Here is a 23,076-nt window from a genome sequence, read left to right as displayed (position 1 = left end):
GCGGATGGACAGGCTGCGTGCGCGTGCACATCAGTCAAACTTCACGCGGGGGTCCACCCACACGTAGCACAGGTCGCTGACCAGCTTGGTGAGCAAGCCAATGAGGGTGAACAGGTACAAAGTACCCAGCACAACGGGGTAGTCGCGCCGAATCACGCTTTCATAGCCCAGCAGCCCCAGGCCATCGAGTGAGAACAGGGTCTCGATCAGCAAGGCCCCCGTGAAGAAGGCGCCAATGAACGCGGCGGGAAAGCCCGTGACAATCGGCAGCAAGGCATTGCGCAACACATGGCGCCACAGCACCTGGCGCTCGCTCAGGCCCTTGGCCTTGGCCGTCACCACATACTGCTTGCGGATCTCTTCCAGAAAAGCGTTCTTGGTGAGCATGGCAGTCACCGCAAAGCTGCCGGCCACCATCGCCGTCACCGGCAAGGTGATATGCCAGAGATAGTCCACCAGCTTGGCGGCCCAGCCCATCTCTTCCCAGCCCGACGAGGTCAGCCCGCGCAGCGGGAACCACTGCAGCTGCCCGCCAAAGATCACCAAGAGGGCGACGCCCAGCACAAAGCCCGGTATCGCATAACCCACCAGCACGATCACCGTGGTGACCATGTCAAAACGGCTGCCCGCACGCACCGCCTTGGCAATGCCCAGTGGCACTGCAATCAGGTAGCTGATGAAAAAGGTCCACAGCCCCAGGCTGATGGAGACGGGCAGCTTGTCCTTGATCAGCTGCCAGACGCTTTTGTTCTGAAAAAAGCTGTTCCCCAAATCGAAGCGGGCGAACTGGCCCAGCATCTGCACAAAGCGCTCGGCCGGTGGCTTGTCAAAGCCGTACAAGGCCTTGATCTCTTCAAGCCGTTTGGGGTCAATGCCTTGCGCGCCCCGGTAGGCCATGCCAGCGCCTTCGGCGCCGCGGTTGCCACCGGCCTTGGCCTCAACCAGATACTGCTCAACCGGGCCACCGGGCACAAACTGGATCACCACAAAGGTCAGCAGCAAGACCCCAAACAAGGTGGGAATCATCAGCAGCAAACGTTTGAGGATGTAGGCAAACATGCGGGGCGGGCTCCAATGTCAGCACGGGCGGGCAAGCGCCGTGGCACTGTGGCAGAAAATGCCTGGGCAGCGCGGCAGGCGCGCTGGGGCGGTGAGAAGGATCATATAACGGCCAGGCACGGCATCGGGCGGGTTCAAGGCTTGGCCGTTGCGGCGGTAAGCGGCGGCATGCGCGCCCACCAGTAGTACATCAGCCAGGTCTCTCCTGGCACATAGGCGGGCACCTGCGGCGGCTCGACCAGGCGCCAGGCGTCATACACCACCCGGTGGCTGGCGGCATACCACTGCGGAATCAGGTAGTGGCCGGCGACGATGATGCGCTCCAGCGCATGGCAGGCGGGCAGCAGCTCCTGCTCGCTCTTGGCGCTGGCCATCTTGGCAATCATCGCGTCGACCGCCGGGCTCTTGAGGCCGATGAAATTGCCCGAGCTATCCTGGTCGGCCGCAGCGCTGCCAAACAGCTCGGCGTATTCCTGGCCCGGGATATTGGTGCCCGGCACATTCACCGAGATCAGGTCAAAGTCGAACTTGTCGACCCGCTGCTGGTAGAGCGCGTAATCGGCCACCCGCAGCCGCAGCTTGATGCCCAGCTTTTCCAGATTGCGCATCCAGGTCGACACGGTACGTATGCCGCCTTCATTGCTGTCAAGAAACTCCAGCTCCAGCGCCTGCCCCTTGGCATTGCGCAGCACGCCATTCGTGTCCACCTTCCAGCCCGCATCCGCCAACAGGGCCTGCGCCTTGCGCAGGTTGTCGCGCAGGCTGCTGCCCTGGTCGGTACGGGGCGGGTCTTGCAGGGGCCCCAGGGTGCCGGCGGGCAGGTCTTTCTCAAAGGGCTTGAGCAAGGCCAGCTCGGCATCGCTGGGGCTGCCATGCGTTTCGCAGACCGTGTTGCCAAACAGGCCATGCACCCGCTCATAGGCGCCATAAAAAAGCTGGCGCTGCATCCACTCGTAGTCAAAGGCCAGGCCCAGGGCCTCGCGCACGCGCACATCCTGCAGCACCGGGCGGCGCAGGTTGAGAAAATAGCTCTGAAAGCCGGACGGCAGCTTGTTGGCAAAGTCCCCCTTGCGCAGCTCACCCCGGTCAAAGCGCTTGCCATACAGGCGCCGCGCCCAGTCACCAGCGCTAAAAAACCGCATCACATCAAACTCGCCAGCCTTGAGCGCCTCCAGCTTGGCCGTGTTGTCCTTGTAGATCTTGATCGTGATCCGCTCAAAATTGGCGCTGCCCAGCCGCACCGGCAGGTCCTTGCCCCAGTAGCTGGGGTCGCGCACATAGGTGATGTCGCGGCCAAAGTTGACCGGGCCGATCTTGTAGGGGCCGCTGCCAATGGGCATATCGGTCACCACCTGGTCAAAAGGCTTGGGCTTGCCATCGGGCCCCAGGCCCCAGTCGCGGCTGAAGACCGGCAAGCCACCCACCGTCAGCGGCAGATCGCGGTTGGGCTTTTTGAAGCGAAAGCGCACGGTGCGCGCATCGATCACATCGCAGCCATCGACATCAGCGAGCAAAGTCTTGTAGCCGGGGTTGGCGTTCTGGCTGATCAGCGCCTCATAGCTGTGCTTCACATCCTGGGCCTGCACCGGCTTGCCGTTGTGAAAGCGCGCCGCTGGCCGTATTTTGAAAGTCACCGACATGCCATCGCCGGCCACATCGATGTCCTCCGCCAGCAGGCCATAACCGGTTGCCGTCTCGTCCAGGCTGGCCACCAGCAGGCTGTCAAACAGCATCTCGGTCAGATAGGCCGGGGGCGAGCCTTTGATCGTGAAAGGGTTGTATTTGTCAAAGGTGGAGTAGCGCAGTGCACTGACCAGGCGCAGCTCGCCGCCCTTGGGCGCATCGGGATTGGCATAGGCAAAATGCTTGAAATCCGCCGCGTAGCGCGGCTCGCCCCACAGGGCGTAGGCATGGCTGGCCCATGCAGGTGCTGCCGCAGCAGCACACAAAATCAGCGGAAGGCAGAATCGCATGCGACAATTCTGCCCTAGCTGGCCACCTGTGCAAGCGTTTACCCCCGAGAAACGCTTGGCGCCGGTGCCCACCTCTTTTTTGGCCATTTCTGTATGGCCTGGAACTCATCAGGAGAACAACAATGGGATTTCTGACCGGCAAGAAACTGCTGATCACGGGCGTGCTGTCCAACCGCTCTATCGCTTATGGCATTGCCAAGGCCTGCCACCAGCAAGGCGCCGAGCTGGCTTTCAGCTACGTGGGTGAACGCTTCAAGGACCGTATCAGCGAGTTCGCCGCCGAGTTTGACTCCAAGCTGGTGTTTGACTGCGATGTGGCCGACGACGCCCAGATTGAAAAAATGTTTGCCGACCTGGCCGCCACCTGGGGCAAGTTCGACGGTTTTGTGCATTCCATCGGTTTTGCACCGCGCGAGGCGATTGCCGGCAATTTCCTCGATGGTCTGTCGCGCGAAGGCTTCCGCATTGCGCATGACATCAGCGCCTACAGCTTCCCTGCGCTGGCCAAGGCCGCCATGCCTTACCTCAATGACAAGTCGTCCCTGCTGACCCTGTCTTACCTGGGCGCCCTGCGCTCCATCCCCAACTACAACACCATGGGCCTGGCCAAGGCATCGCTCGAAGCCTCGGTGCGCTACCTGGCAGAAGCCGTGGGCCGCACCGAAGACGGCCGCGCCATCCGCGCCAACGGCATCTCCGCCGGCCCGATCAAGACCCTGGCCGCCTCGGGCATCAAGGACTTTGGCAAGCTGCTCGGCCGTGTGGCCGATGCCTCGCCCCTGCGCCGCAATGTGACCATCGAAGACGTGGGCAATGTCGCCGCCTTCTTGCTGAGCGATCTGGCCTCGGGCGTGACTGCCGAGATCACCTATGTGGACGGTGGCTTCAGCCAGACGGCTGGCTTGTCGGCAGACCAGGTCTAAGCCTTTGCGCTTGAACAAAAGCCCTGCAGGCTTGGAGCCTGCGGGGCTTTTTGCTTCCGTTCATTGAGCGGAGACGCAATGCTCAATCCATCAAGCGACATTCCCTTTTGCCAACATATGCATGATCAGACGAATCAGGACGTCCTTTTGCGTAGGGTCGGATTCAGCCACCAAAAGTGCCAGGGCTGCTAAACCCACATCATTGATCACAGGCTGACCATCAGGGCCTAGCAAGCGTCCGTTGCGATGCAGAAATTCGACAAATAAAAATGCACCGCTTCGCTTGTTTCCATCCGCAAATGGATGATTCTTGATCACGAAATACAGCAAATGTGCCGCTTTGGCTTCCACACTGGGATAGGCGGGTTCGCCAAAGATGCTTTGGTCCAGATTGCCCAACAGAGCAGCTAATCCGTCGTCCCGCTCTTTCGCAAATAGCTCGGTGGCCTCTCCTCGTAGCACTAAATTCGCTTTGAGGCTGCCAAGCGCCGCCCAAGCCTCATCAACGGTGGGCAGCCGACCGCCCTGCTGAGCAAGCGGCTCGGCTAGCAATCCTTCATCGTAGCGCTGTAGCCATAAGAAGGTATGGGTGTAGCGCGTCACGATATCTAAGAGGCCGCGGCCGGTTTCAGCCGTCAGTTCAGGCATCTGTGCTGCCTTGCGCACCAGCTCTAGTGCCGCGTGCAGCTCTATGGCGTTTGCTTCCAATCTGTGGCGATGAAGGGTATAGCCGCGCGTGAGATGCTCATGAAGCACGCCCGTCGCCCACCTGCGAAAATGCACGCCTTCTTGCGACTTGACACGGTACCCGACAGAGATGATGACATCCAAGTTGTAAAAGCGCACTGGCTTGTCGGAATGAGCAATGTGCAAATTTTGCACATTGCTTTCCTCCGCCAACTCCCCCTCCTTGAACACATTGCGGATGTGTTTCGTGATCACAGAGCGCTCTCGACCAAAAAGCTGAGTCATCTGCTCTTGGCTGAGCCAGACGGTATCGCCTTGTACCCGCACATCCACCATGCCCTGCGGCCCAGAGTAGATGGCAATAGGATGAACGTTGTCAGTCATGTCTGGTATTACATCAGAACAAAGGGAAGCGCCATTCCTTTCATCACCTCAAACTTTAAAACGCTTGAGCCGCAGCGCATTGGCCAGCACAAACACACTCGACAGCGCCATGGCCCCCGCCGCAAACACCGGCGACAGCAAGGTGCCGTTGACGGGGTACAGCAGGCCCGCCGCCACCGGTATCAGCGCCACGTTGTAGGCAAAGGCCCAGAACAGGTTTTGGTGGATATTGCGCATGGCAGCGCGCGACAGGCCGATGGCGGTGACGACACCGCGCAGGTCGCCGCCCATCAGCACCACATCGGCCGACTCGATGGCGATATCGGTGCCCGAGCCCACGGCAATGCCCACATCGGCCTCGGCCAAGGCAGGCGCATCGTTGATGCCATCGCCCACATAGGCCAGCGCGCCATGCGTGGCCCGCAGCCGCTTGACAGCGGCCACCTTGCCATCGGGCAGCACCTCGGCCACCACCTCGTCAATGCCCAGTTGTTGGGCAATCGCCTCGCCGGTGCGGCGGTTGTCGCCCGTGATCATCGCCACCTTGAGCCCCATGGCATGCAGGCCATCAATGGCCGCCCGCGTCGTGGGCTTGATCGGGTCGGCCACGGCAATCATCGCAGCCAGCTGGCCGTTGAGAGCGGCATACAGCGGCGTCTTGCCTTCGGCGCCCAGGCGGGCAGCGTCCTCCCCGAACACCGCCACATCGGCACCCAGCTGCGCCATCAGGCGGTCCGCGCCCACGTCTACCCGCACGCCCGCGACATCGGCGCGCACGCCAAAGCCGGTGAGCGATTCAAAGCCGGCCAGCGGCGGTATCTGCAGGCCTTCGGCCTGGGCGGCCTGCACAATGGCCTGCGCAATCGGGTGTTCGGACTGGCTCTCGACCGCAGCCACCGCCGCCAGCACGGCTGCGCGCTCAAAGCCCGGTGCCAGCACCAGGTCGGTCAGCGCGGGCCGGCCTTCGGTCAAGGTGCCGGTCTTGTCCACGGCGACGACCTGGGCGTCCTTGAGCAACTGCAGGGCCTCACCTTTGCGGAACAGTACGCCCAGCTGGGCCGCACGGCCGGTGGCCACCATGATCGAGGTCGGCGTGGCCAGGCCCATCGCACAAGGGCAGGCAATGATCAGCACAGCGACCGCATTGACCAGCGCCAGGCTCAGCGCTGGCGTTGGGCCCAGCAGCAGCCAGAGCACAAAGGTCAGCAGCGCAGCGGCCATGACCGCCGGCACAAACCACATGGTCACCTTGTCGACTACGGCCTGGATCGGCAGCTTGCCGCCCTGGGCTTGCTCGACCATGCGAATGATCTGCGCCAGCACCGTGTTGCCGCCCACCTCGGTGGCCTCCAAGGTCAAGGCGCCCTTTTGGTTGATGGTGCCGCCGACCACCTGTGCGCCCGTGGTTTTGTGCACTGGCACGGGCTCGCCGCTGATCATTGATTCATCGACATAACTCTGGCCATCGGTCACCCGCCCATCGACTGGAATGCGCTCGCCCGGGCGCACCTGCACGGCATCCCCCGGCTGTACCAGCGCAATGGCCAGCGACTTCCAATCGCCATCGCGCATCACCCAGGCCGTCTTGGCCTGCAGCTGCACCAGGCGCTTGATCGCTGCCGAGGTATTGCCCTTGGCACGCGCCTCCATCCAGCGGCCCAGCAAGATCAGCACCACGATCACCGCGGCCGCTTCGAAATAGACATGCACGGTGCCGGCTGGCAAAGCCGTGGGCGCGAAGGTGGCCACCAGCGAGTAGAGATAGGCCGACAAAGTGCCCACCGCCACCAGCGAATTCATATCGGGCGCTGCCCGCAGCAGCGCCGGCAGCCCCAGGCGGAAAAAGCGGCGTCCAGGGCCCGCCAGCACCAGGCTGGTCAGCAGCCACTGCAGCAGCCAATTGCTCTGCTGGGGCAGCCACTGGGCCACCCAGTGGTGAAAGCCCGGCAGCATATGGCCGCCCATCTCCAGCACAAACACAGGGGCCGCCAGCACGGCCGCCAGCAGCAAATCACGCTGCAGGCTTTGCTGGGCCTGCTGCTGGCGCTGGGCCTGGGCGTCATGGGCATCGGCAGCCGCGCCGGCCTCAGCCGCCTGGGGCAGCGGGCGGGCGGCATAGCCGGCCTTGGCCACGGCGGCCAGCAGTTGCTCGGCGCTCACCCCGCCCTGCAGCTGCAGTGTGGCCCGCTCGGTCGCCAGGTTCACCGCTGCCGTCTGCACACCAGGCACGGCCTGCAGCGCACGCTCGACCCGGCCGACGCAAGACGCGCAGGTCATGCCCTCAATCTGCAACACCAAGGACTGCGCAGGCACGCTGTAGCCAGCCTTGTTGACGGCGGCCACGGCCTGGGCCAGCACCTGCGCGGCTGGCGCCTGGTCGCCCAACTGCAGGCTGGCCTGCTCGGTGGCCAGATTGACATGGGCGCTTTGCACCCCAGGCACGGCCTGGAGTGCGCGCTCGACACGGCCGACGCAGGAGGCGCAGGTCATGCCCTCAATCGGCAGTTGCAAAAGTGGGGGAGAGGAGGAGGTCTGGGTGCGCATGGCGGGGGTCTTTCTATCCATGGCAGCCACTCTAAAGATTGCCATGGTGTGAATGTCAAGCCCCTGCAGCCCACTGCTGAAAGCGCCCGACCCGCAGCGCTATCGGCCGCATTACCAATTGCTCTGGATCTTGCGCCGGCCTTCCTGGGGGAACGCCGGTTTCTGCGGCACATAGGTGCCGGGCTGCGGCTTGGGCACGGCCGTGCTGCTTGCAGTTGCTGCCCCCGCGCTTGCACCCGCCCCTGGCGCTGCGGCGCCGGCCTGGCTCAGCCAGGCCACCACTTCCGAGCGGTCGGCGCGGCTGGCAAAATCACTGGCCGTCAGGCCTTGCTGGTTTTTCAGCCTGGGGTCGGCGCCCTCTTTGATCAGCAACTGCACGGCGCTGCGCGTGCCGTATTGCGCCGCCATCATCAACGGCGTCGTGCCATTGGGCGATGCGGCATCGATATAGGCATGTTGCTCCAGCAGCAGCGCCACCATCTGCAGATCCGAGCCGTCTTCGCTGGGGGCTGATACCGCGTAGTGCAGCGGCGTCCAGCCCTCACGGTTCACATCGGCGCCCCGGGCAATCAAGGCCTTGGCCAGATCGACCTGGCCTTTGATGGCCGCCATCATCAGCGGTGTCTCGCCCTTGGCATTGGCCAGGTTCACCTGGGTCGCAGGCAGCGCAATCATGCCCTTGGCAGCGCGGTAGGAGTCGAGCTTGAAGGCCTGGGTCAGGCCCGTCTCACCCTTCTCGCTGACGGTATTGGGGTCAAAGCCGCGTTGCACCAGCGCCTCGATGCCCTTGGCATCGTCGCGGATGATGCGGGTGAAGAAATCGTCATAAGAGCCCGCCTGGGCGGCCGCGCAGGCCAGCCACAAGGCCGCCGCGCAGGCCGCGCGAAGCACAGACAAAGAACCAGGGCTAGCAGGCAGCTTCATGACAGCACTCCGCTGAAGAGTCGATCGAAATTGCGGTTGGTGGCTTCGGCCACCGCTTCCACGCTGGTGCCGCGCACCTGGGCAATCTGCGCGGCCACATGCGGCACATAGGCGGGGATATTGGTCTTGCCCCGAAAGGGAACCGGCGCCAGGTAGGGGCTGTCGGTCTCGATGAGCAAACGGTCTTCGGGCACAAAGGCGGCCACATCGCGCAGATCCTGGGCCTTCTTGAAGGTGATGATGCCGGAAAAAGAGATGTAAAAACCCAGGTCCAGCGCTGCGCGGGCAACTTCCATGCTCTCGGTAAAGCAGTGGAACACACCGCCTGCGGCATTCGTGCCACCGGTCTCGCCCTCTTCGCGCAGCAGCCGCAAGGTGTCGTCAGATGCGCTGCGGGTGTGGATCACCAACGGTTTACGCACCTGCTGGGCGGCACGGATATGGGTGCGAAAGCGCTCGCGCTGCCATTCCAGATCGGCAATCGTGCGCCCGCCCTTGCGGTCTTCCATGCCGTAGTAGTCCAGCCCAGTCTCGCCAATGGCCACCACCCGGGGCAGCGCCGCGCGCTCCACCAGGTCCTGCACGGAAGGCTCCGTCAGCCCTTCGGTATCCGGGTGCACGCCCACGCTGCACCAGAAGTTGTCATAGCGCATCGCCAGCGCATGCACGTCGGGGAACTCCTCCATCGTGCAGCTGATGCACAGCGCGCGGGTCACCCGCGCCTCGTCCATCTTGGCGCGGATGGCGGGCAAGTCCTGAACGAGCTCGGGAAAGTTGAGGTGGCAGTGGGAGTCGGTGAACATCGGTCGTGAACGCTGCAGTCGGGCAAAGCGCCGCAGTCCAAATACAAAAACTGCTGCCATTGTCCGCGCTCTGGCTGCGCTGCCGCCGCCCACCACTGTAAAACCCTGTCAGCCCGGCTCGGACATCGGGGCAAGACAAGGCACCAAGCCGGGGCCTAAATCGTCTGGGTTGCGCGGTCAGCCTGCAAGGCTGTGCCCAAGATCTGTTCAATCTTGTAACGCAATTCATCGGTTTTGGGGTCTTTGGGAAAGCGCACGCCAATCCCCTGGGTGCGGTTGCCGCCCGCACCCGCCGGCGTGACCCAGCCGACCTTGCCGGCGATGGGGTAGCGCTGCGGATCCTGCGGCAGGGTCAGTAGCAGGTAGACATCATCGCCCAGCGCATAGTCCTTGGGCGTGGGTACAAAGATGCCACCTTCCTTGAACAAGGGGATGTAGGCCGCATACAGCGCGGCCTTTTCCTTGATGGCCAGTTGCAACACGCTGGGGCGAGCACTGGCCGTGCCCGGTGCGGGGGTAGGACTGTTCATAGATTCTAAGGATAACCAAATTTTGCAGTCAATTTGCAGATGCCAGCGCAAACAAAGGCCAGTTAGCGGCCCTGTTACACCGGCCGATGGAGCCGGCTCAGCGCCGTGACTGCAGCACGCTGGCCGCCTGCGCGACCAGGGCCTCGAGCATCAGCCCCTGGTTGAAAGGGTGCGTGGCCGTGCGCATCGACTGCATCAAGGCCTTGCTCCATCGCGCCAGCACGGCCAGCGCAGGGGGTGCCGGCAGATCAGCGGCATCAAAAAATCGTGGCGCCGCCCCCACACGCAGCATCAGCAAATCGTGGCAAAGCTTTTGCAAGGCGTCGACCACCTCGGGCGCGGACAGGCTGGCCAGCGCACCGGGCTGGCCATTGGCCAAATCCTTGGGCAGTTTTTTCCAGACCTGGGGCGAGCGGCCGGCCTGCATTTGCGCCAGCGCATCGTCAGGGCGGCCACCCGCGGCTTGCAGCAGCGCATCCACCTGGTCTTGCGGCACCGACTGCGCCAGCAGCCAGGCGCGCGCCGACTGTGCATCGGGCCATTGCATGGTGTGGGCCAGGCAGCGGCTGCGGATGGTGGGCAGCAGCTGGTGCGCGGCCTCGGTGGCCAGCACAAAACGGGCATCGCCCGGTGGCTCCTCCAGGGTTTTGAGCAGCGCATTGGCGGTGACGGCATTCATTTTTTCCGCCGGGAACACCAACACCGCCTTGCCCTTGCCCCGGCCCGAGGTCCGCTGGGTGAACTCCACCGCATCGCGCATCGCGTCCACCCGGATCTCCTGGCTCGGCTTGCGCTTCTTGTCGTCGATATCGGCCTGGGCTTTTTCCGGCAGCGGCCAGCCCAGTGCCAGCATTTCGGTCTCGGGCATCAGCACACACAGGTCCGTATGGGCATGCACATCGATCGCATGGCAGCTGGCGCACTGGCCACAGGCGCCTTGCGGCGTCGGCGCATCGCAGAGCCAGGCACGCACCAGGCCCATAGCCAGCGAAAACTGGCCCAGGCCCGAGGGGCCTTGCAGCAGCCAGGCATGGCCGCGCTGGGCCAGCAACAGCTCGCGCTGCCGGGCAATCCAGGGGGCGGTGGGCGCGGGCGCCAGTGTAGCGGCCTCGGCCGCAGCGGTGTTCTTGGCGGTGGCCATGTCAGCCTCCCACCTGGCCGGCCGCCAGCCAGCCATGGGCCTCAACGGCCTGGCGCACCGCCTGCCATACCGCCGGCTTGGACTGGTGAGAATCGATGCGCGCGAATCTCTCGGGCTGCGCCTGGGCGCGTTCGGCGTAACCGGCCGCCACCCGGGCAAAAAATTGCTGGGGTTCGGCTTCAAACCGGTCGGGCGCGCGGGCACCGGCCAGGCGCTCGGCGGCTACGTCCGTGGGCAGGTCAAACCAGATCGTCAGGTCCGGCTGGCGCAGCACGCCTTCGCCCAGCTCGGGCCGGGCCTGCACCATATGCTCCAGCACCGACAGCACCTGCCGGTCAAAGCCGCGCCCGGCGCCCTGGTAGGCAAAGGTGGCATCGGTGAAACGGTCACACAGCACCACATCACCGCGCGCCAGTGCCGGCTCGATCACCTGCTGCAGGTGGTCGCGCCGGCCGGCAAACACCAACAAGGCCTCGGTCAAGGCATCCATGGGTTCCTGCAAGAACAGTGCGCGCAGCTTTTCAGCCAGCGGTGTGCCCCCGGGCTCGCGCGTGCACACCACCTGGCGGCCTGCGGCCAAAAAGGCATCGTGCAGGCCTTGGATGTGCGAGGATTTACCGGCACCGTCGATGCCTTCGAAGCTGATGAACAGGCCGCGCAATGCAGCTGGAGAAGATGCGGGAGAGGATGGAGTCATGCTGCGCCAGATTGTACGTGTCCGCAAACCCTGCCGCAGACGGCAGCGACGCATGTACCCGATACCACCACCGCTGCCTCAGGGTGCCGCGTCAAAGTCGGCATCGCCAGCCAGGCCGCGCTTGCGCGCCACGGCATAGGCCGTGAGGACCTGGTGGGCCACCATGTCGACACTGGGGCGGGTCACGCCATCGCGGTCCACCCAGACCTTGGGCGTCAGGCTGCCCGACAGGCAGATACTGTCGCCATCGCCCAGTCCCAGGAGCGCAGCGACCGGCGCATCGTCAAAAGCGATGACGTTGACAATCAGCATCTCGCCATCGCCCGCGCCGGCATTGGCACGCACCTTGGCCAGCGCATAGGGCTTGCCGGTTTTACTGCTGCGCTCCACCGGCTGGCCCAGTACGCGCCCGGATACCAATCCATCCATCATGCTTCAATCCCCCATTCAAGCCCTGCAGTTTAGCCGCTTGTGCCGCCGCTCCGGCCCAGATGCCAACGCACAGAACGCCAGCGCTGCAGACATCATGGATGGCGAGGCGGCTGTGCCGGCTTTTCGGCCTGCTCCGGGCCCGCCACCGGCCGCACCGCTGCGCCGTCCAAGGTCCTGAACGTGGGCAGCGGTGTTTTGCCCAGCACCCAGGCCATGCGCGAGCCCGCCCCGACCAGCGCGCCCATCACCCAGAAAACCCCTCCAACACCGATGGCCGCCCCTGCGGCACCAAACATCAGCGGCATGCACACGCTGGAGCCATTGATCAGCATCAGGCGCAAGCCCACGGCTTCGCCGTGGCGCTCTTCCGGGGTGATCTGGTGGAGCATGCTCATGGCCATGGGCTGCACACTGCCCAGGCCGATACCCAGCAGGGCGGAGCAAAAGGCCATGGCCCAGGCATTGGGCATCAGCGGGTAAATGGCAAAGATGGCGGCCGTCAGCACCATGGCGGCCATCACCACGGTCATCTCGCGCAGATGGCGCGAGATAACGGGCAACAGCACCCGAATGACAAAGGCGGCCAGCGCAAACACACCGAGCACGGCACCGATCTCGGAAGCCGACAGCCCCCGGTCATGGCCCAGCAGGGGCACGACAAAGGTGTGTACATCCCAGCAAGACGCGACCAGCCAGTTGACGATCAGCAAGCGCCGGAAGGACTGCTCGCGCAGCAGGTCCCAGGCATGGTGCGGCTGGCCATTGCTCTTGGGGGGCGCCGGCGCCACCTCCTGGGCGCTGCGCACACACCACCAGGCCACCACCGAGAACAACGCCAGCACCGCAAAAGCGATGCGGTAAGACAGGTTGTTGCCCGCCTGTCCGGTGGAGTGGTCGATGATCAGCCCGGTCACCATGGGCCCCAGAAAATTGGCAATCGCCGGGCCCAGCGACAGCCAGCTGAAGATCTGGCGCAGCTCACTGGCCTCATGGGCGACGCGGCCAGCATGGCGCTGCAGCGCGATGATGGAGATGCCGCAGCCGGCACCCGTCAGCAGCGCCGATACGCACAGCACCTCAAAGCGGGGAAAGGCCACACCGATGGCGGTGCCCACCAAGGCCAGCGCAATCGCCGCCAGCATGGGTTTCTTAAAGCCATGGCGGTCGGCGTAGCGGCCCGCCGGCAGCGCCAGAAACACCTGGGTCAGCGCAAAAAGACTGAGCAAGAACCCCACCGCGCCGGGGGTGTAGCCATCGCGCAGAGCCAGCAGCGGGGCTGCCAAGCGCGTGCCTGTCATGCAGGTATGGACAAAAAACTGGCCGATGATCAGCCGTATCAACTCGCGATTCACGCGTTCCTCTCAGCACCTTGGGCACTTGGCGCTTGCTTGGCCTGCATTGTCTGCTAAGGCAGGGCGGCTGCGCTGTCGCCTTCGTCCGTATCCGTGGTCAATGGAGCCCTCTCGCCGGCGCTCGGCGTCTCATGCACATGCGAGAGCCGTTTTTTGATCGCCCGCGTGCGCACATCGACCTGCTCGAACTTCTTGGCCGCCTGGTCCAGCGATTTGCGCGTGGCCTCCACCACCTCGCCAAATTTGTAGAACTCCGTCTTGACCTGGCCCAGCACCGCCCACACCTCGGAGCTGCGCTTTTCGATGGCCAGGGTCTTGAAACCCATCTGCAGGCTGCTGAGCATCGCCGCCAGATTGGCAGGCCCGGAGACCATCACCCGGCAGTCGTTTTGCAAGGCTTCCACCAAACCCGGCCGGCGCATCACCTCGGCAAACAGGCCTTCGGTGGGCAGGTAGAGCACCGCAAAATCGGTGGTATTGGGGGGAGACACATACTTGCTGTAGATCTTTTTGGCTTCCAGGCGGATCGAGTTCTCGAAGCCGAGGCTGGCCGACTGGATCGCCGCCTTGTCCATGCTCTCTTGCGCATCCATCAGGCGCTGGTAGTGCTCCACCGGGTACTTGGAATCGATGGGCAACCACACCGGCTTGTCGTCGCTGTGGCCCGGCAGGCGAATGGCGAACTCCACCATCTCATCGCTGCCCGGCACGGTCTTGACGTTCTTCGCGTACTGCTGGGCGGTCAGCACGTTGTCGATGATCATGCCCAGCTGCAGCTCGCCCCAGGTGCCGCGTGATTTGACATTGGTCATCACACGCTTGAGGTCGCCCACGCTGCCGGCCAGGGTCTGCATCTCGCCCAGGCCCTTGTGCACCTGCTCCAGGCGGTCGCTGACCAGCTTGAAGGATTCACCCAGGCGCTGCTCCAAGGTGGCATGCAGTTTTTCATCCACCGTCTTGCGCATCTCTTCGAGCTTGCTGGCGTTGTCGCTCTGGATGCTGGCCAGGCGCTCATTGAGCGTGCCGCGCAGCTGCTCGGCCTGCTGCTGGTTTGACTGCAGCAGCTGCGCGAGCTGGCGCCCTACCCCGTCCTGCAGGCCCGCCAGGTGCGACTGCACATCGGTCTTGAGCGTGGTCAGGCTGTGGTGGTTGGCACGGGTGAGCGCATCGACCCTCTGGGTCAGCGAGGTATCGAGCACCGACAGGCGCTGGTTGATGGCGGCATCGAGGTGGGCCAGGCGCTGGGCCAGCTGGGTCTCGAACCCGGCCAGCGCCTGCGTCAGCTCCTGGCGCCCCAGGCGGGATTCGGCCAGGCTCTGCGCCATGCGCGCTTCCAGCGATTCGCGGAACTCGCCCATCACATCCTGGCTGCCCTGGTTCAGCTCGCGCAGTTGCAGGCTGAGGTGTTGCGACAAGTGGCTGAGCGCGCCTTCGCTGCGCGCCAGGGCCTGCACCGTCTGCTGCTGGTCGCGGGCCTGGCGCTCCTGCTGCTGCAACCAGGCATCGCCCAGGTCTAGCTTGGGCCGGCGCAGCCACAAGATCAGCAAGTTGGCCAAGGCCGCCAGCAACAGCAAAGCCAGCAGCACCAGGCTGAGCAGCGAGCGATCCAGATCCAGATTCACAACCATTCCCCGTTGTTGAGAAGACTGCAAAAATAATAGCTGCTTACGCCCATCTGCTGGGCACAAACAGCTATGTTTATTGAAATATTTTGGTTCAATCGGGGCTGCGACGGCTTTGCGCCAGGGTATTGACCGGCGTGACCGGCGCCTGGCCGCCCAGGTAGGCGATCAGGTTGTCCGCCGCCAGCTGGGCCATGGCCCGGCGCGTGCCCATGGTGGAGCTGGCGATATGCGGCGTCAGCACCACGTTGGACAGTGCCAGCAGGTCGGGGTGTACCGCAGGCTCGCCCTCAAACACATCCAGGCCGGCAGCGGCGATGGTTTGGTTCGCCAAGGCCTTGGCCAGCGCCACATCATCGACGATACCGCCGCGCGCGATATTGATCAGCGTGGCAGTCGGCTTCATGCTGGCGATCTCGGCCGCGCCGATCGTGTGGTGGGCTTCAGGGGTGTAGGGCACAACCAGCACCAGGTGGTCGGCGGTGCTCAGCAGCTCTTGCTTGCCCACATAGCGGGCCTTGCAATCGGCCTCCAACGCGGGGCTGAGCCGCGAGCGGTTGTGGTACACCACCTGCATGCCAAAGCCATGGGCGCCGCGCCGGGCAATGGCCTGGCCAATGCGGCCCATGCCCAAAATGCCCAAGGTGCTGCCATGCACCTCGGCACCGGCAAACAGGTCGTAGCGCCAGTCCTTCCACTGGCCGGCGCGCAGAAAATGCTCGCTCTCGGTGATGCGGCGGGCCGTGGCCATCAGCAGCGCAAAGCCGAAATCGGCGGTGGTCTCGGTCAGCACATCGGGCGCATTGGTGGCTTGCACGCCGGCCGCCGTCATCGCGGCCACGTCAAAGTTGTTGTAGCCCACGGCCATATTGGCGCAAATCTGCAGCTGCGGGCAGGCGGCCAGCAAGGCCGCATCAATGCGTTGCGAGCCAGTGGTCAGCACGCCATCCATACCTTGCAGGCGCTCGGCCAGCTCGCTGGGCGACCAGGCCACATCGTCTTGGTTGGCGCGGACGTCGAAGTGCTGCTCCAGCACAGTGACCACTTCGGGAGAAATGGCGCGGGCAATCAGAATTTTCGGGCGGGACATCGGCAGTTTCCTCGGGGGTTCAGCGGAACCAGATAAAAGTCATCACGACAAACAGCGGCACCAGGATGGCGCAGGACCAGGCCATGTAGCCAAAGAAGCTGGGCATGCGCACCCCACGGCTTTCGGCAATGGCCTTGACCATCATATTGGGGGCATTGCCGATATAGGTATTGGCACCCATGAAGACCGCACCCGCAGAAATAGCCGCCAAGGTGCTGCCCATCGAGGTCATCAACACCTGCGGATCAGCCCCGGCAGTATTGAAGAACACCAGGTAGGTGGGCGCATTGTCCAAAAAGCTGCTGAGCAGGCCTGTCGCCCAGAAGTACATCGCCGGGTCGGGCGTTCCATCGGGCCGGGTCACCGCGCGCACCACGGCAGCAAAAGGCCCGTTGGTGCCCGCCTGCAGCATCGCGATGACGGGGATGATAGTCAGGAAAATGCCGGCAAACAGCTTGGCCACTTCCTGCATCGGGCCCCAGTCAAACTGGTTGGCCGCGTGGGCAGAGGCCGGCGTGAGCTTGAAGGACAGCACGGCCACCATGATCAGCCCCAGGTCGCGCAAAACGGATGGCAGGCCCACCACCACACCAGCCACTTCCCATTGGATATCGGACTTCCAAAACCCGCTCATCAGCACCAGTGCAATCACCGCGCCCAGCAGCACAAAATTGATCTTGCCCTCAAAGCCCAGGCCATGGGTGTCGGGCGTGGGGTCGCTGTGCGGCATCGGCGTATCAAAGCGCAGCATGTAGCGGTCCAGCAAATAGAAGATCACCAGCAGCGAGGCCACCAGGAAAAAGGTTTCGGCAAAGATATGGCGCACGGTCCAGAAGAAATCCACGCCCTTCAAAAATCCCAGGAACAGCGGCGGATCGCCCAGCGGCGTGAGCGAGCCCCCGGCGTTGGAGACGATGAAGATAAAGAACACCACCACATGCGCGCAACTTCTGCGCGCATCATTGGCGCGGATCAGGGGGCGGATGAGCAGCATGGAGGCGCCGGTGGTGCCCATGAAGCTGGCCAGCACGGCGCCAATCGCCAAGATGGCCGTGTTCAAACCGGGCGCGCCATGCAGATTGCCGCGAATGTAGATACCGCCCGAGACGGTGAACAAGGCGGTGAGCAAGATCACAAAGGGAATGTATTCGGCCACCAGCGCATGGGCCAGGCTACCGACGGCCAGCCCGGGGCCGAACACCGCCGCAAACGGCAGCAAAAATGCCAGCGCCCAAAAAGCAGCCACCTTGCCAAAATGGTGGTGCCAAAAGCGGGGCAGAAACAAGGGCATCAGCGCGATCGACAGCAAGATGCCAGCAAACGGCACGCCCCACAGCAGCGACAGGTCAGCACCATTGAGCGTGGCCGCGCTGGCCCATCCTGGCACCGCCAGCAAAGCGGCAAGCACTGCCCTGCCCCAGCCTCGATTCCAGCCCCCACATCGCTGCCCTAACTGCGCCATCGCCTGCTCCTTGTGTTTGTGCTTTTCCATGCTTGGCAGCCCGGCACACACCGGGGCTCACGCAGCCCGGTGATTTTAGTCAGCAGCCAAGGGGAAAGGCCTCTCCAGCAGAGCCGCCGCTATCCCGATTAACCCGCACGTGCAGGCGCGGGGGCCACGCCCTGGGGCGGCACATGCTGGCTGGGCGACAGATTGAACACCTGGCGCAGATAGGCCAGGTACTTCTCGTCGTCGCACATGCTTTTGCCCGGCGTGTCCGAGATCTTGGCCACCGGCTGGCCGTTGCAGCGGGTCATCTTGATGACGATCTGCAGCGGCTCGTAGCCCAGGTCATTGGTCAGATTGGTGCCCACTCCAAAGGCCAGTTGGCAGCGGCCTTGGAAGCGCTGAAACAGCGCAATCGTGCGCGGTATCGTCAGCGCATCGCTGAAGATCAAAATCTTGGTCAGGGGATCGACCTTGTGCAGCTTGTAGTGGGCAATCAGGCGCTCGCCCCACAGAAAAGGGTCGCCGCTGTCATGCCGCGCGCCATCAAAGAGCTTGCAAAAGTACAGGTCAAAGTCGCGCAGGAAGGCATCCATGCCATAGACATCGGACAGCGCAATGCCCAGATCGCCCCGGTACTCCTTGGCCCACATGTCAAAGCCGTAGATCTGGCTCTCGCGCAGACGCGGGCCCAGCGCTTGGCAGGCCTGCAGGTATTCATGGGCCATGGTGCCCAGGGGCGTCAAGCCCAGCTGTTGGGCAAACAAGGTGTTGCTGGTACCGGCCAACTGGCCGCGCCGCTCACCAGGCAAGGCCGGGTGGGTGGCCACACCCAAGCCGCCTACCAGGCTGCCCAGCACCTCGCGCTGCCAGCGATGGCTGAAGCGCCGGCGCGTTCCGTAGTCCGCGATCTTCAGCGCCTCCAGCCCCGGCTCACGCATGGCGGTGATCTTGGCCGACAAACGCCGGCGCCCTTCGGCCCAGTCGGGCTCGGGCTGGGTGTTGCGAAAGTAGACCTCGTTGACGATGGCCAACACCGGAATCTCGAACAGCACGGTGTGCAGCCAGGGGCCGGTGATGGTGATGTCGATCTCGCCACCAGGCAAGGGGCTGACCGTGATGTATTTTTCCTTGAGCTGGTAGAGCCGCAGAAAATCAATGAAATCACTTTTGATAAAGCGCAGCGACTGCAGGTAGGCCAATTCGTCATCGGCAAAGCGCAGGCTGCACAGGTGCTGGATTTCTGCGCGAATCTCTTGCACATAAGGTGCCAGTTGCACACCGGGGTTGCGGCAGCGGAATTTGTATTCCACCTGTGCCCCCGGAAAATGGTGCAGCACTACCTGCATCATGGTGAACTTGTACAGGTCAGTGTCCAGCAGACTTTGGATAATCATGGTTGGCAGCACAGGGTTGCGCGCCAGCACCCGCAGCAGCCAACCAGCCGCCACAGGCAGACGCCATGTCTCATCTTTTCAACCCCGCGCCTTTTTCATAAGGTCGCAACAGCGGCAAGTGTAGGCGATTGCCCGCTGCCCTGTTGCAAGGCAGGGCAAGGGCCTTTAGGACACCTGCAAGGCCTGCAGCGCCTCACGTGTGGCCGGGGGCAGCGCCACGGGGCGGCGGCTGCTGCGGTCCACATACACATGCACAAAATGGCCACAGGCGGCGCTTTGCGATTCGCCTGCCACAAAGATCGCCAGTTCATAGCGCACACTGCTTTGACCGAGGTGCGCCACACGCACACCGACATCCACATCCTGCGGATAGGACACCGGCGCAAAATAATGGCACTGGGTCTCCACCACCAGGCCAATACAGGGGCTCGCTTCAATATCGAGCACCCCCTTGTCGATCAGCAGGCGGTTGACGGCGGTATCGAACCAGCTGTAGTAGACGACGTTGTTCACATGCCCGTAGGCATCGTTGTCCGACCAGCGCGTGGTGACACGCACAAACTGCGCGTAGGCAGAACGGGTCTGCGGCTGGGGCCGCTCGGAGTGCTGCTGGGAAGACATCGTGGCGATCCTGGTCACAGAGTTGGGAGGCATTTTAGGTGGGCGGCTGGCGAGCGCCAGCACCGCCATGCATCGTTGGGGACAGGCCCCTGCATCGGCTGCCATCGCGCTGTCACATGGCTGCACTACAACTGCAGATGACTCGTTGACGGCCTGGCTGAATGGTGCCTGGATTTGTTGCGTTATCAACCAACAAAACAATGGTAGGTGATTGAAATCAAACCAGAAAGCCTTTTTTGCTGCACTGCACAAAAAAGGCTTGCAAAAGACGCGCAGATGCCCAACAATAGAGTCATTGTGCAGTGCAGCAAATTTCTGAGCAATGCACAACTATCCGGAACACGTACCGTGCCCGGACTTGTACCTTCACAACTTCTTTCGAGACGGAGTATGAACATGGCATTGACCCCTGACCAAATCCTGGCTGCACACAAGGCAAATCTGGAAACCCTGCTGGGCCTGACCAACAAGGCCTTCGAAGGCGTGGAAAAGCTGGTGGAGCTGAACGTGGCCGCTACGCGCGCTGCCCTGTCCGACGTATCGGCCAACACCTCGGCCGTGCTGGATGCCAAGAACGCCCAAGACCTGATGAGCGTGCAAAGCGGCTTGCTGCAGCCCATGGCTGAAAAGACCGCCGCTTACAGCCGCCACCTGTACGAAATCGCTGCTGCCACCAGCCTGGAATTCAGCAAGGCTTTCGAGAACAAGGCCGTTGAAGCCCAATCCAAGTTCAACGAATTTGTCGACACCGCGGCCAAGAATGCACCTGCCGGCTCCGAAAGCGCCGTCGCTGTGATGAAGACCGCTGTGGCTGCCGCCAACAACGCTTATGACTCCGTGCAAAAGGCTGTCAAGCAAGCGGGTGAAGTGGCAGAAACCAACTTCAACACCATCACCAACAACGCCGTCAAGGCTGCAGGCAACGTCAGCGCTGCTACCGCCAAACGCCGTTAATTCAGGCCTGTGAACGGAGGCGGTGTGTGGCCCAAGACCTACAGTTTGGTCAAATTTGGGCCCAGCCTCTGGACAAAGACAAGGGTAAACCCTAGAATACACCTATTGCATTGATGCATTCAGTGCACCCAGTTGTCTCCTTGGATCTTTTCGAAACCTGGTTTCTTGGATCCTTTTAAAGCCCGGCCTTGCCGGGCTTTTTTTTGTCTACCGCCGATACCTGCAAGTGGCTCTTAACAGGCCGGCACTTAAGACCCTCTGAATAAGCACAGGCGCTGCAATGGTTTAAATAGAAACAATTCTTGTTTCAATTAAGATCGCACATCCAACTTTACAGAGACGTCTTGCCCTATGCATTCTTTCAAAATCCTTGCACTGGCTTGCGCCATCACGGCAGCCACTGCCGCAACTGCACACGCCCAGGAAGTGGTCAACCTGTACTCTGCCCGCCACTACGCGACCGATGAAGCGCTCTATAACAACTTTACAAAAGCGACTGGCATCAAGATCAACCGCGTGGACTCTGACGACGCAGGCATTGTGGCCCGCCTGAAAGCTGAAGGCGCCGCCTCCCCCGCCGACGTGGTGCTGATGGTCGATGCCGCACGCCTTTATCGCGGCGAAAAAGACAAGCTCTTCCTGCCGATCCGCTCGGCCAAGCTCGAAGAGGTGATCCCTGCCAACCTGCGTGCCCAACCGGAAGCCGATGGTGGCATCACCTGGTTCGGCCTGTCGACCCGCGCCCGCGTCATTGCCTACAACAAGGCCAAAGTGAACGCCGAAGACGTGGACAGCTATGAGAAGCTGGCCGACCCCAAGAACAAGGGCAAGATCTGCATCCGCTCGGCTTCGCACCCCTACAACCTGAGCTTGTTTGGCGCGGTGACCGAGCACATTGGCGAAGCCAAGGCCCAGCAGTGGCTGCAAGGCGTCAAGGACAACCTGGCACGCCCACCCAAGGGCGGTGACACCGACCAGATCAAGGCCGTCGCTGCCGGTGAATGCGATATCGCCGTCACCAACAGCTACTACTTCGCGCGCCTGATGCGCTCCAGCAACCCCGACGATGTCGCAGTCGCCAACAAGGTCAGCGTGGTGTTTCCCAACCAAAGCAGCTGGGGTACGCACCTGAACATCGCCGGTGGCGCAGTCGCCAAGTACAGCAAGAACAAGGACAACGCCGTCAAGTTCCTGGAGTACCTGGCCAGCCCGGAAGCCCAGACCTATTTCGCCAACGGCAACAACGAGTGGCCCGCCGCCAAGAATGTGCAGACCGACAACCCTGCGCTCAAGGCCATGACCCAGGACAAGCCCTTCAAGAGCGAAACCATCCCCATCAGCGCCGTGGGCAGCAACATGGCCAAGGTCCAGCAAATGCTGGACCGCGCAGGCTTCCAATAAGCACCCCTACTCTGTCACTAAAAGCCCGTTCGCGGGCTTTTTTTGTGCCCGCTCGCAGGGGCTGGCTCAGCTAAGATGGCCTGATTCAACAAGCAGGAGACACAGCGATGGACATCGCCAACAAGGTATTTATCGTCACAGGCGGCGCATCGGGCCTGGGAGAAGGCACGGCACGCATGCTGGCGCGAGAAGGCGCGACCGTCGTCATCGCCGACATGCAGGCCGAAAAAGGCCAGGCACTGGCGCAAGCGCTGGGTGGCGCGTTTGTGCAATGCGACGTGTCGAACGCCGAGCAAGCCCAGGCTGTGGTGAGCAAGGCCGTATCGCTGGGCAAGCTGTTTGGCCTGGTGAACTGCGCAGGCATTGCACCGGCAGAAAAGACTGTCGGCAAAAAGGGCGCCCATTCGCTGGAGGTGTTCAGCAAGACCATCACGGTCAACCTGATCGGCAGCTTCAACATGATCCGCCTCTGCGCCGAAGCCATGGGCCACAACGAACCCGAAGCCACTGGCGAGCGCGGCGTGCTGATCTCGACGGCCAGCGTGGCTGCCTATGACGGCCAAATCGGCCAGGCCGCCTACGCCGCCTCCAAGGGTGGCGTAGTGGGCATGACCTTGCCGATTGCCCGCGATCTGGCGCGCAGCGGCATCCGCAACATGACCATTGCCCCCGGCATTTTTGGCACCCCCATGCTGTTTGGCATGCCCCAGGAAGTGCAGGACGCACTGGCAGCGGGCGTGCCCTTCCCCAGCCGCCTGGGCACCCCCGAGGACTATGCCAAGCTGGTCAAACATATCGTAGAGAACGACATGCTCAACGGCGAGGTGATTCGCCTCGATGGCGCCATTCGCCTGGCACCCAAGTAATCCCGGGGCCTGCGGGCCTTGCAGGCAAAAAGCCGATCTGCTGGGCAACCCAGCGATCGGCTTTTTCTGTGCGGCAGACATGCAGCAGCCATGAAAAAAGCCTTCTTGCCGCATGACAAGAAGGCTTTCGGAATCTGGCGGAGTGGACGGGACTCGAACCCGCGACCCCCGGCGTGACAGGCCGGTATTCTAACCAACTGAACTACCACTCCTGGCAGGAAGCTTTGCT

The 23,076-nt window shown here is 62.8% G+C and carries 20 protein-coding genes and 1 tRNA gene; 4 read left to right on the top strand and 17 right to left on the bottom strand.

Going from position 1 to position 23,076, the window contains the following annotated elements:
- Positions 1-30: 30 nt before the first annotated feature.
- Together M2375_RS18035 and M2375_RS18030 are read right to left on the bottom strand one after the other, a co-directional pair.
- Positions 31-1,059, bottom strand: coding sequence for a microcin C ABC transporter permease YejB (locus M2375_RS18035; RefSeq protein WP_259169302.1), 1,029 nt, complete (start codon positions 1,057-1,059; stop codon positions 31-33).
- A gap of 134 nt (positions 1,060-1,193) precedes the next feature.
- Positions 1,194-3,032, bottom strand: coding sequence for an extracellular solute-binding protein (locus M2375_RS18030; RefSeq protein WP_259169301.1), 1,839 nt, complete (start codon positions 3,030-3,032; stop codon positions 1,194-1,196).
- 122 nt (positions 3,033-3,154) lie between these two features.
- On the opposite strand from M2375_RS18030, the gene fabI reads away from it, so the two are divergent.
- Positions 3,155-3,955 carry an enoyl-ACP reductase FabI gene (fabI, locus tag M2375_RS18025; protein ID WP_259169300.1) on the top strand — a complete coding sequence of 267 codons (801 nt, stop codon included), beginning with the start codon at positions 3,155-3,157 and terminating at the stop codon, positions 3,953-3,955.
- Between the two features lie 90 nt (positions 3,956-4,045).
- Here the strand turns inward: fabI and rhuM are convergent, their stop codons facing one another.
- The 14 genes from rhuM to M2375_RS17955 form a co-directional block, all read right to left on the bottom strand.
- Positions 4,046-5,026: a virulence protein RhuM/Fic/DOC family protein gene (gene rhuM, locus M2375_RS18020; RefSeq protein ID WP_259169299.1), complete on the bottom strand. Its 981-nt coding sequence runs from the start codon at positions 5,024-5,026 to the stop codon at positions 4,046-4,048.
- Between the two features lie 48 nt (positions 5,027-5,074).
- The gene (locus M2375_RS18015; protein ID WP_259169298.1) at positions 5,075-7,591 is read right to left on the bottom strand and encodes a heavy metal translocating P-type ATPase; all 2,517 of its coding nucleotides are present in this window, start codon (positions 7,589-7,591) and stop codon (positions 5,075-5,077) included.
- Positions 7,592-7,681: 90 nt separating this feature from the next.
- Positions 7,682-8,494: an ankyrin repeat domain-containing protein gene (locus M2375_RS18010; protein WP_259169297.1), complete on the bottom strand. Its 813-nt coding sequence runs from the start codon at positions 8,492-8,494 to the stop codon at positions 7,682-7,684.
- Positions 8,491-9,297: a TatD family hydrolase gene (locus M2375_RS18005; protein ID WP_259169296.1), complete on the bottom strand. Its 807-nt coding sequence runs from the start codon at positions 9,295-9,297 to the stop codon at positions 8,491-8,493. The genes M2375_RS18010 and M2375_RS18005 overlap by 4 nt, the downstream gene beginning before the upstream one ends.
- A gap of 155 nt (positions 9,298-9,452) precedes the next feature.
- On the bottom strand, positions 9,453-9,827 hold the full coding sequence (locus M2375_RS18000; protein WP_021027879.1) for a PilZ domain-containing protein: 375 nt from the start codon (positions 9,825-9,827) through the stop codon (positions 9,453-9,455).
- 97 nt (positions 9,828-9,924) lie between these two features.
- Positions 9,925-10,968, bottom strand: a complete 1,044-nt coding sequence (locus M2375_RS17995) for a DNA polymerase III subunit delta' (RefSeq protein WP_259169294.1) — start codon at positions 10,966-10,968, stop codon at positions 9,925-9,927.
- 1 nt (position 10,969) lies between these two features.
- Entirely contained in the window at positions 10,970-11,665 is a 696-nt protein-coding gene (gene tmk, locus M2375_RS17990) for a dTMP kinase (RefSeq protein ID WP_259169293.1), read from the bottom strand.
- Between the two features lie 78 nt (positions 11,666-11,743).
- Positions 11,744-12,097: a single-stranded DNA-binding protein gene (locus M2375_RS17985; protein WP_259169292.1), complete on the bottom strand. Its 354-nt coding sequence runs from the start codon at positions 12,095-12,097 to the stop codon at positions 11,744-11,746.
- Between the two features lie 92 nt (positions 12,098-12,189).
- Positions 12,190-13,449, bottom strand: a complete 1,260-nt coding sequence (locus M2375_RS17980) for an MFS transporter (protein WP_259169291.1) — start codon at positions 13,447-13,449, stop codon at positions 12,190-12,192.
- Between the two features lie 53 nt (positions 13,450-13,502).
- Positions 13,503-15,077 (bottom strand): DNA recombination protein RmuC, encoded by a 1,575-nt coding sequence (gene rmuC, locus M2375_RS17975; RefSeq protein WP_259169290.1) that lies wholly within the window; start codon positions 15,075-15,077, stop codon positions 13,503-13,505.
- Positions 15,078-15,165: 88 nt separating this feature from the next.
- Positions 15,166-16,161 carry a D-glycerate dehydrogenase gene (locus M2375_RS17970; protein WP_259169289.1) on the bottom strand — a complete coding sequence of 332 codons (996 nt, stop codon included), beginning with the start codon at positions 16,159-16,161 and terminating at the stop codon, positions 15,166-15,168.
- A 19-nt stretch (positions 16,162-16,180) separates the two neighbouring features.
- A complete protein-coding gene (locus tag M2375_RS17965) occupies positions 16,181-17,623 on the bottom strand; it encodes a sodium:proton antiporter (RefSeq protein ID WP_259169532.1) in 1,443 nt (480 codons plus the stop codon).
- A gap of 128 nt (positions 17,624-17,751) precedes the next feature.
- Positions 17,752-19,005, bottom strand: a complete 1,254-nt coding sequence (gene pncB / locus M2375_RS17960; protein WP_259169288.1) for a nicotinate phosphoribosyltransferase — start codon at positions 19,003-19,005, stop codon at positions 17,752-17,754.
- Positions 19,006-19,170: 165 nt separating this feature from the next.
- Entirely contained in the window at positions 19,171-19,626 is a 456-nt protein-coding gene (locus tag M2375_RS17955) for an acyl-CoA thioesterase (protein ID WP_404979347.1), read from the bottom strand.
- A 396-nt stretch (positions 19,627-20,022) separates the two neighbouring features.
- Here M2375_RS17955 and M2375_RS17950 point away from each other — a divergent pair, with 396 nt between their 5' ends.
- The 3 genes from M2375_RS17950 (at position 20,023) to M2375_RS17940 (ending at position 22,847) form a co-directional block, all read left to right on the top strand.
- Positions 20,023-20,580: a phasin family protein gene (locus M2375_RS17950; RefSeq protein WP_259169285.1), complete on the top strand. Its 558-nt coding sequence runs from the start codon at positions 20,023-20,025 to the stop codon at positions 20,578-20,580.
- Positions 20,581-20,931: 351 nt separating this feature from the next.
- Positions 20,932-21,981, top strand: a complete 1,050-nt coding sequence (locus M2375_RS17945) for an extracellular solute-binding protein (RefSeq protein ID WP_259169284.1) — start codon at positions 20,932-20,934, stop codon at positions 21,979-21,981.
- Positions 21,982-22,088: 107 nt separating this feature from the next.
- Entirely contained in the window at positions 22,089-22,847 is a 759-nt protein-coding gene (locus M2375_RS17940; protein WP_259169282.1) for a 3-hydroxyacyl-CoA dehydrogenase, read from the top strand.
- A 135-nt stretch (positions 22,848-22,982) separates the two neighbouring features.
- On the opposite strand, the gene M2375_RS17935 is transcribed toward M2375_RS17940, so the two are convergent.
- Positions 22,983-23,059: transfer RNA gene (locus M2375_RS17935), tRNA-Asp, on the bottom strand.
- Positions 23,060-23,076: the final 17 nt, after the last annotated feature.

Source organism: Comamonas sp. BIGb0152, assembly GCF_024809975.1.
Classification (GTDB): Bacteria; Pseudomonadota; Gammaproteobacteria; order Burkholderiales; family Burkholderiaceae_C; genus Comamonas.
Note: the sequence above shows the minus strand (reverse complement) of the source record. Positions and strands in the feature narration are given on the sequence as shown.

Bases quoted from the DNA above. Each gene is read 5' to 3' on its own strand.
- M2375_RS18035 (WP_259169302.1), bottom strand. From the start codon at position 1,059: ATGTTTGCCTACATCCTCAAACGTTTGCTGCTGATGATTCCCACCTTG.
- M2375_RS18030 (WP_259169301.1), bottom strand. From the start codon at position 3,032: ATGCGATTCTGCCTTCCGCTGATTTTGTGTGCTGCTGCGGCAGCACCT.
- fabI (WP_259169300.1), top strand. From the start codon at position 3,155: ATGGGATTTCTGACCGGCAAGAAACTGCTGATCACGGGCGTGCTGTCC.
- rhuM (WP_259169299.1), bottom strand. From the start codon at position 5,026: ATGACTGACAACGTTCATCCTATTGCCATCTACTCTGGGCCGCAGGGC.
- M2375_RS18015 (WP_259169298.1), bottom strand. From the start codon at position 7,591: ATGGATAGAAAGACCCCCGCCATGCGCACCCAGACCTCCTCCTCTCCC.
- M2375_RS18010 (WP_259169297.1), bottom strand. From the start codon at position 8,494: ATGAAGCTGCCTGCTAGCCCTGGTTCTTTGTCTGTGCTTCGCGCGGCC.
- M2375_RS18005 (WP_259169296.1), bottom strand. From the start codon at position 9,297: ATGTTCACCGACTCCCACTGCCACCTCAACTTTCCCGAGCTCGTTCAG.
- M2375_RS18000 (WP_021027879.1), bottom strand. From the start codon at position 9,827: ATGAACAGTCCTACCCCCGCACCGGGCACGGCCAGTGCTCGCCCCAGC.
- M2375_RS17995 (WP_259169294.1), bottom strand. From the start codon at position 10,968: ATGGCCACCGCCAAGAACACCGCTGCGGCCGAGGCCGCTACACTGGCG.
- tmk (WP_259169293.1), bottom strand. From the start codon at position 11,665: ATGACTCCATCCTCTCCCGCATCTTCTCCAGCTGCATTGCGCGGCCTG.
- M2375_RS17985 (WP_259169292.1), bottom strand. From the start codon at position 12,097: ATGATGGATGGATTGGTATCCGGGCGCGTACTGGGCCAGCCGGTGGAG.
- rmuC (WP_259169290.1), bottom strand. From the start codon at position 15,077: ATGGTTGTGAATCTGGATCTGGATCGCTCGCTGCTCAGCCTGGTGCTG.
- M2375_RS17970 (WP_259169289.1), bottom strand. From the start codon at position 16,161: ATGTCCCGCCCGAAAATTCTGATTGCCCGCGCCATTTCTCCCGAAGTG.
- M2375_RS17965 (WP_259169532.1), bottom strand. From the start codon at position 17,623: ATGGCGCAGTTAGGGCAGCGATGTGGGGGCTGGAATCGAGGCTGGGGC.
- pncB (WP_259169288.1), bottom strand. From the start codon at position 19,005: ATGATTATCCAAAGTCTGCTGGACACTGACCTGTACAAGTTCACCATG.
- M2375_RS17955 (WP_404979347.1), bottom strand. From the start codon at position 19,626: ATGTCTTCCCAGCAGCACTCCGAGCGGCCCCAGCCGCAGACCCGTTCT.
- M2375_RS17950 (WP_259169285.1), top strand. From the start codon at position 20,023: ATGGCATTGACCCCTGACCAAATCCTGGCTGCACACAAGGCAAATCTG.
- M2375_RS17945 (WP_259169284.1), top strand. From the start codon at position 20,932: ATGCATTCTTTCAAAATCCTTGCACTGGCTTGCGCCATCACGGCAGCC.
- M2375_RS17940 (WP_259169282.1), top strand. From the start codon at position 22,089: ATGGACATCGCCAACAAGGTATTTATCGTCACAGGCGGCGCATCGGGC.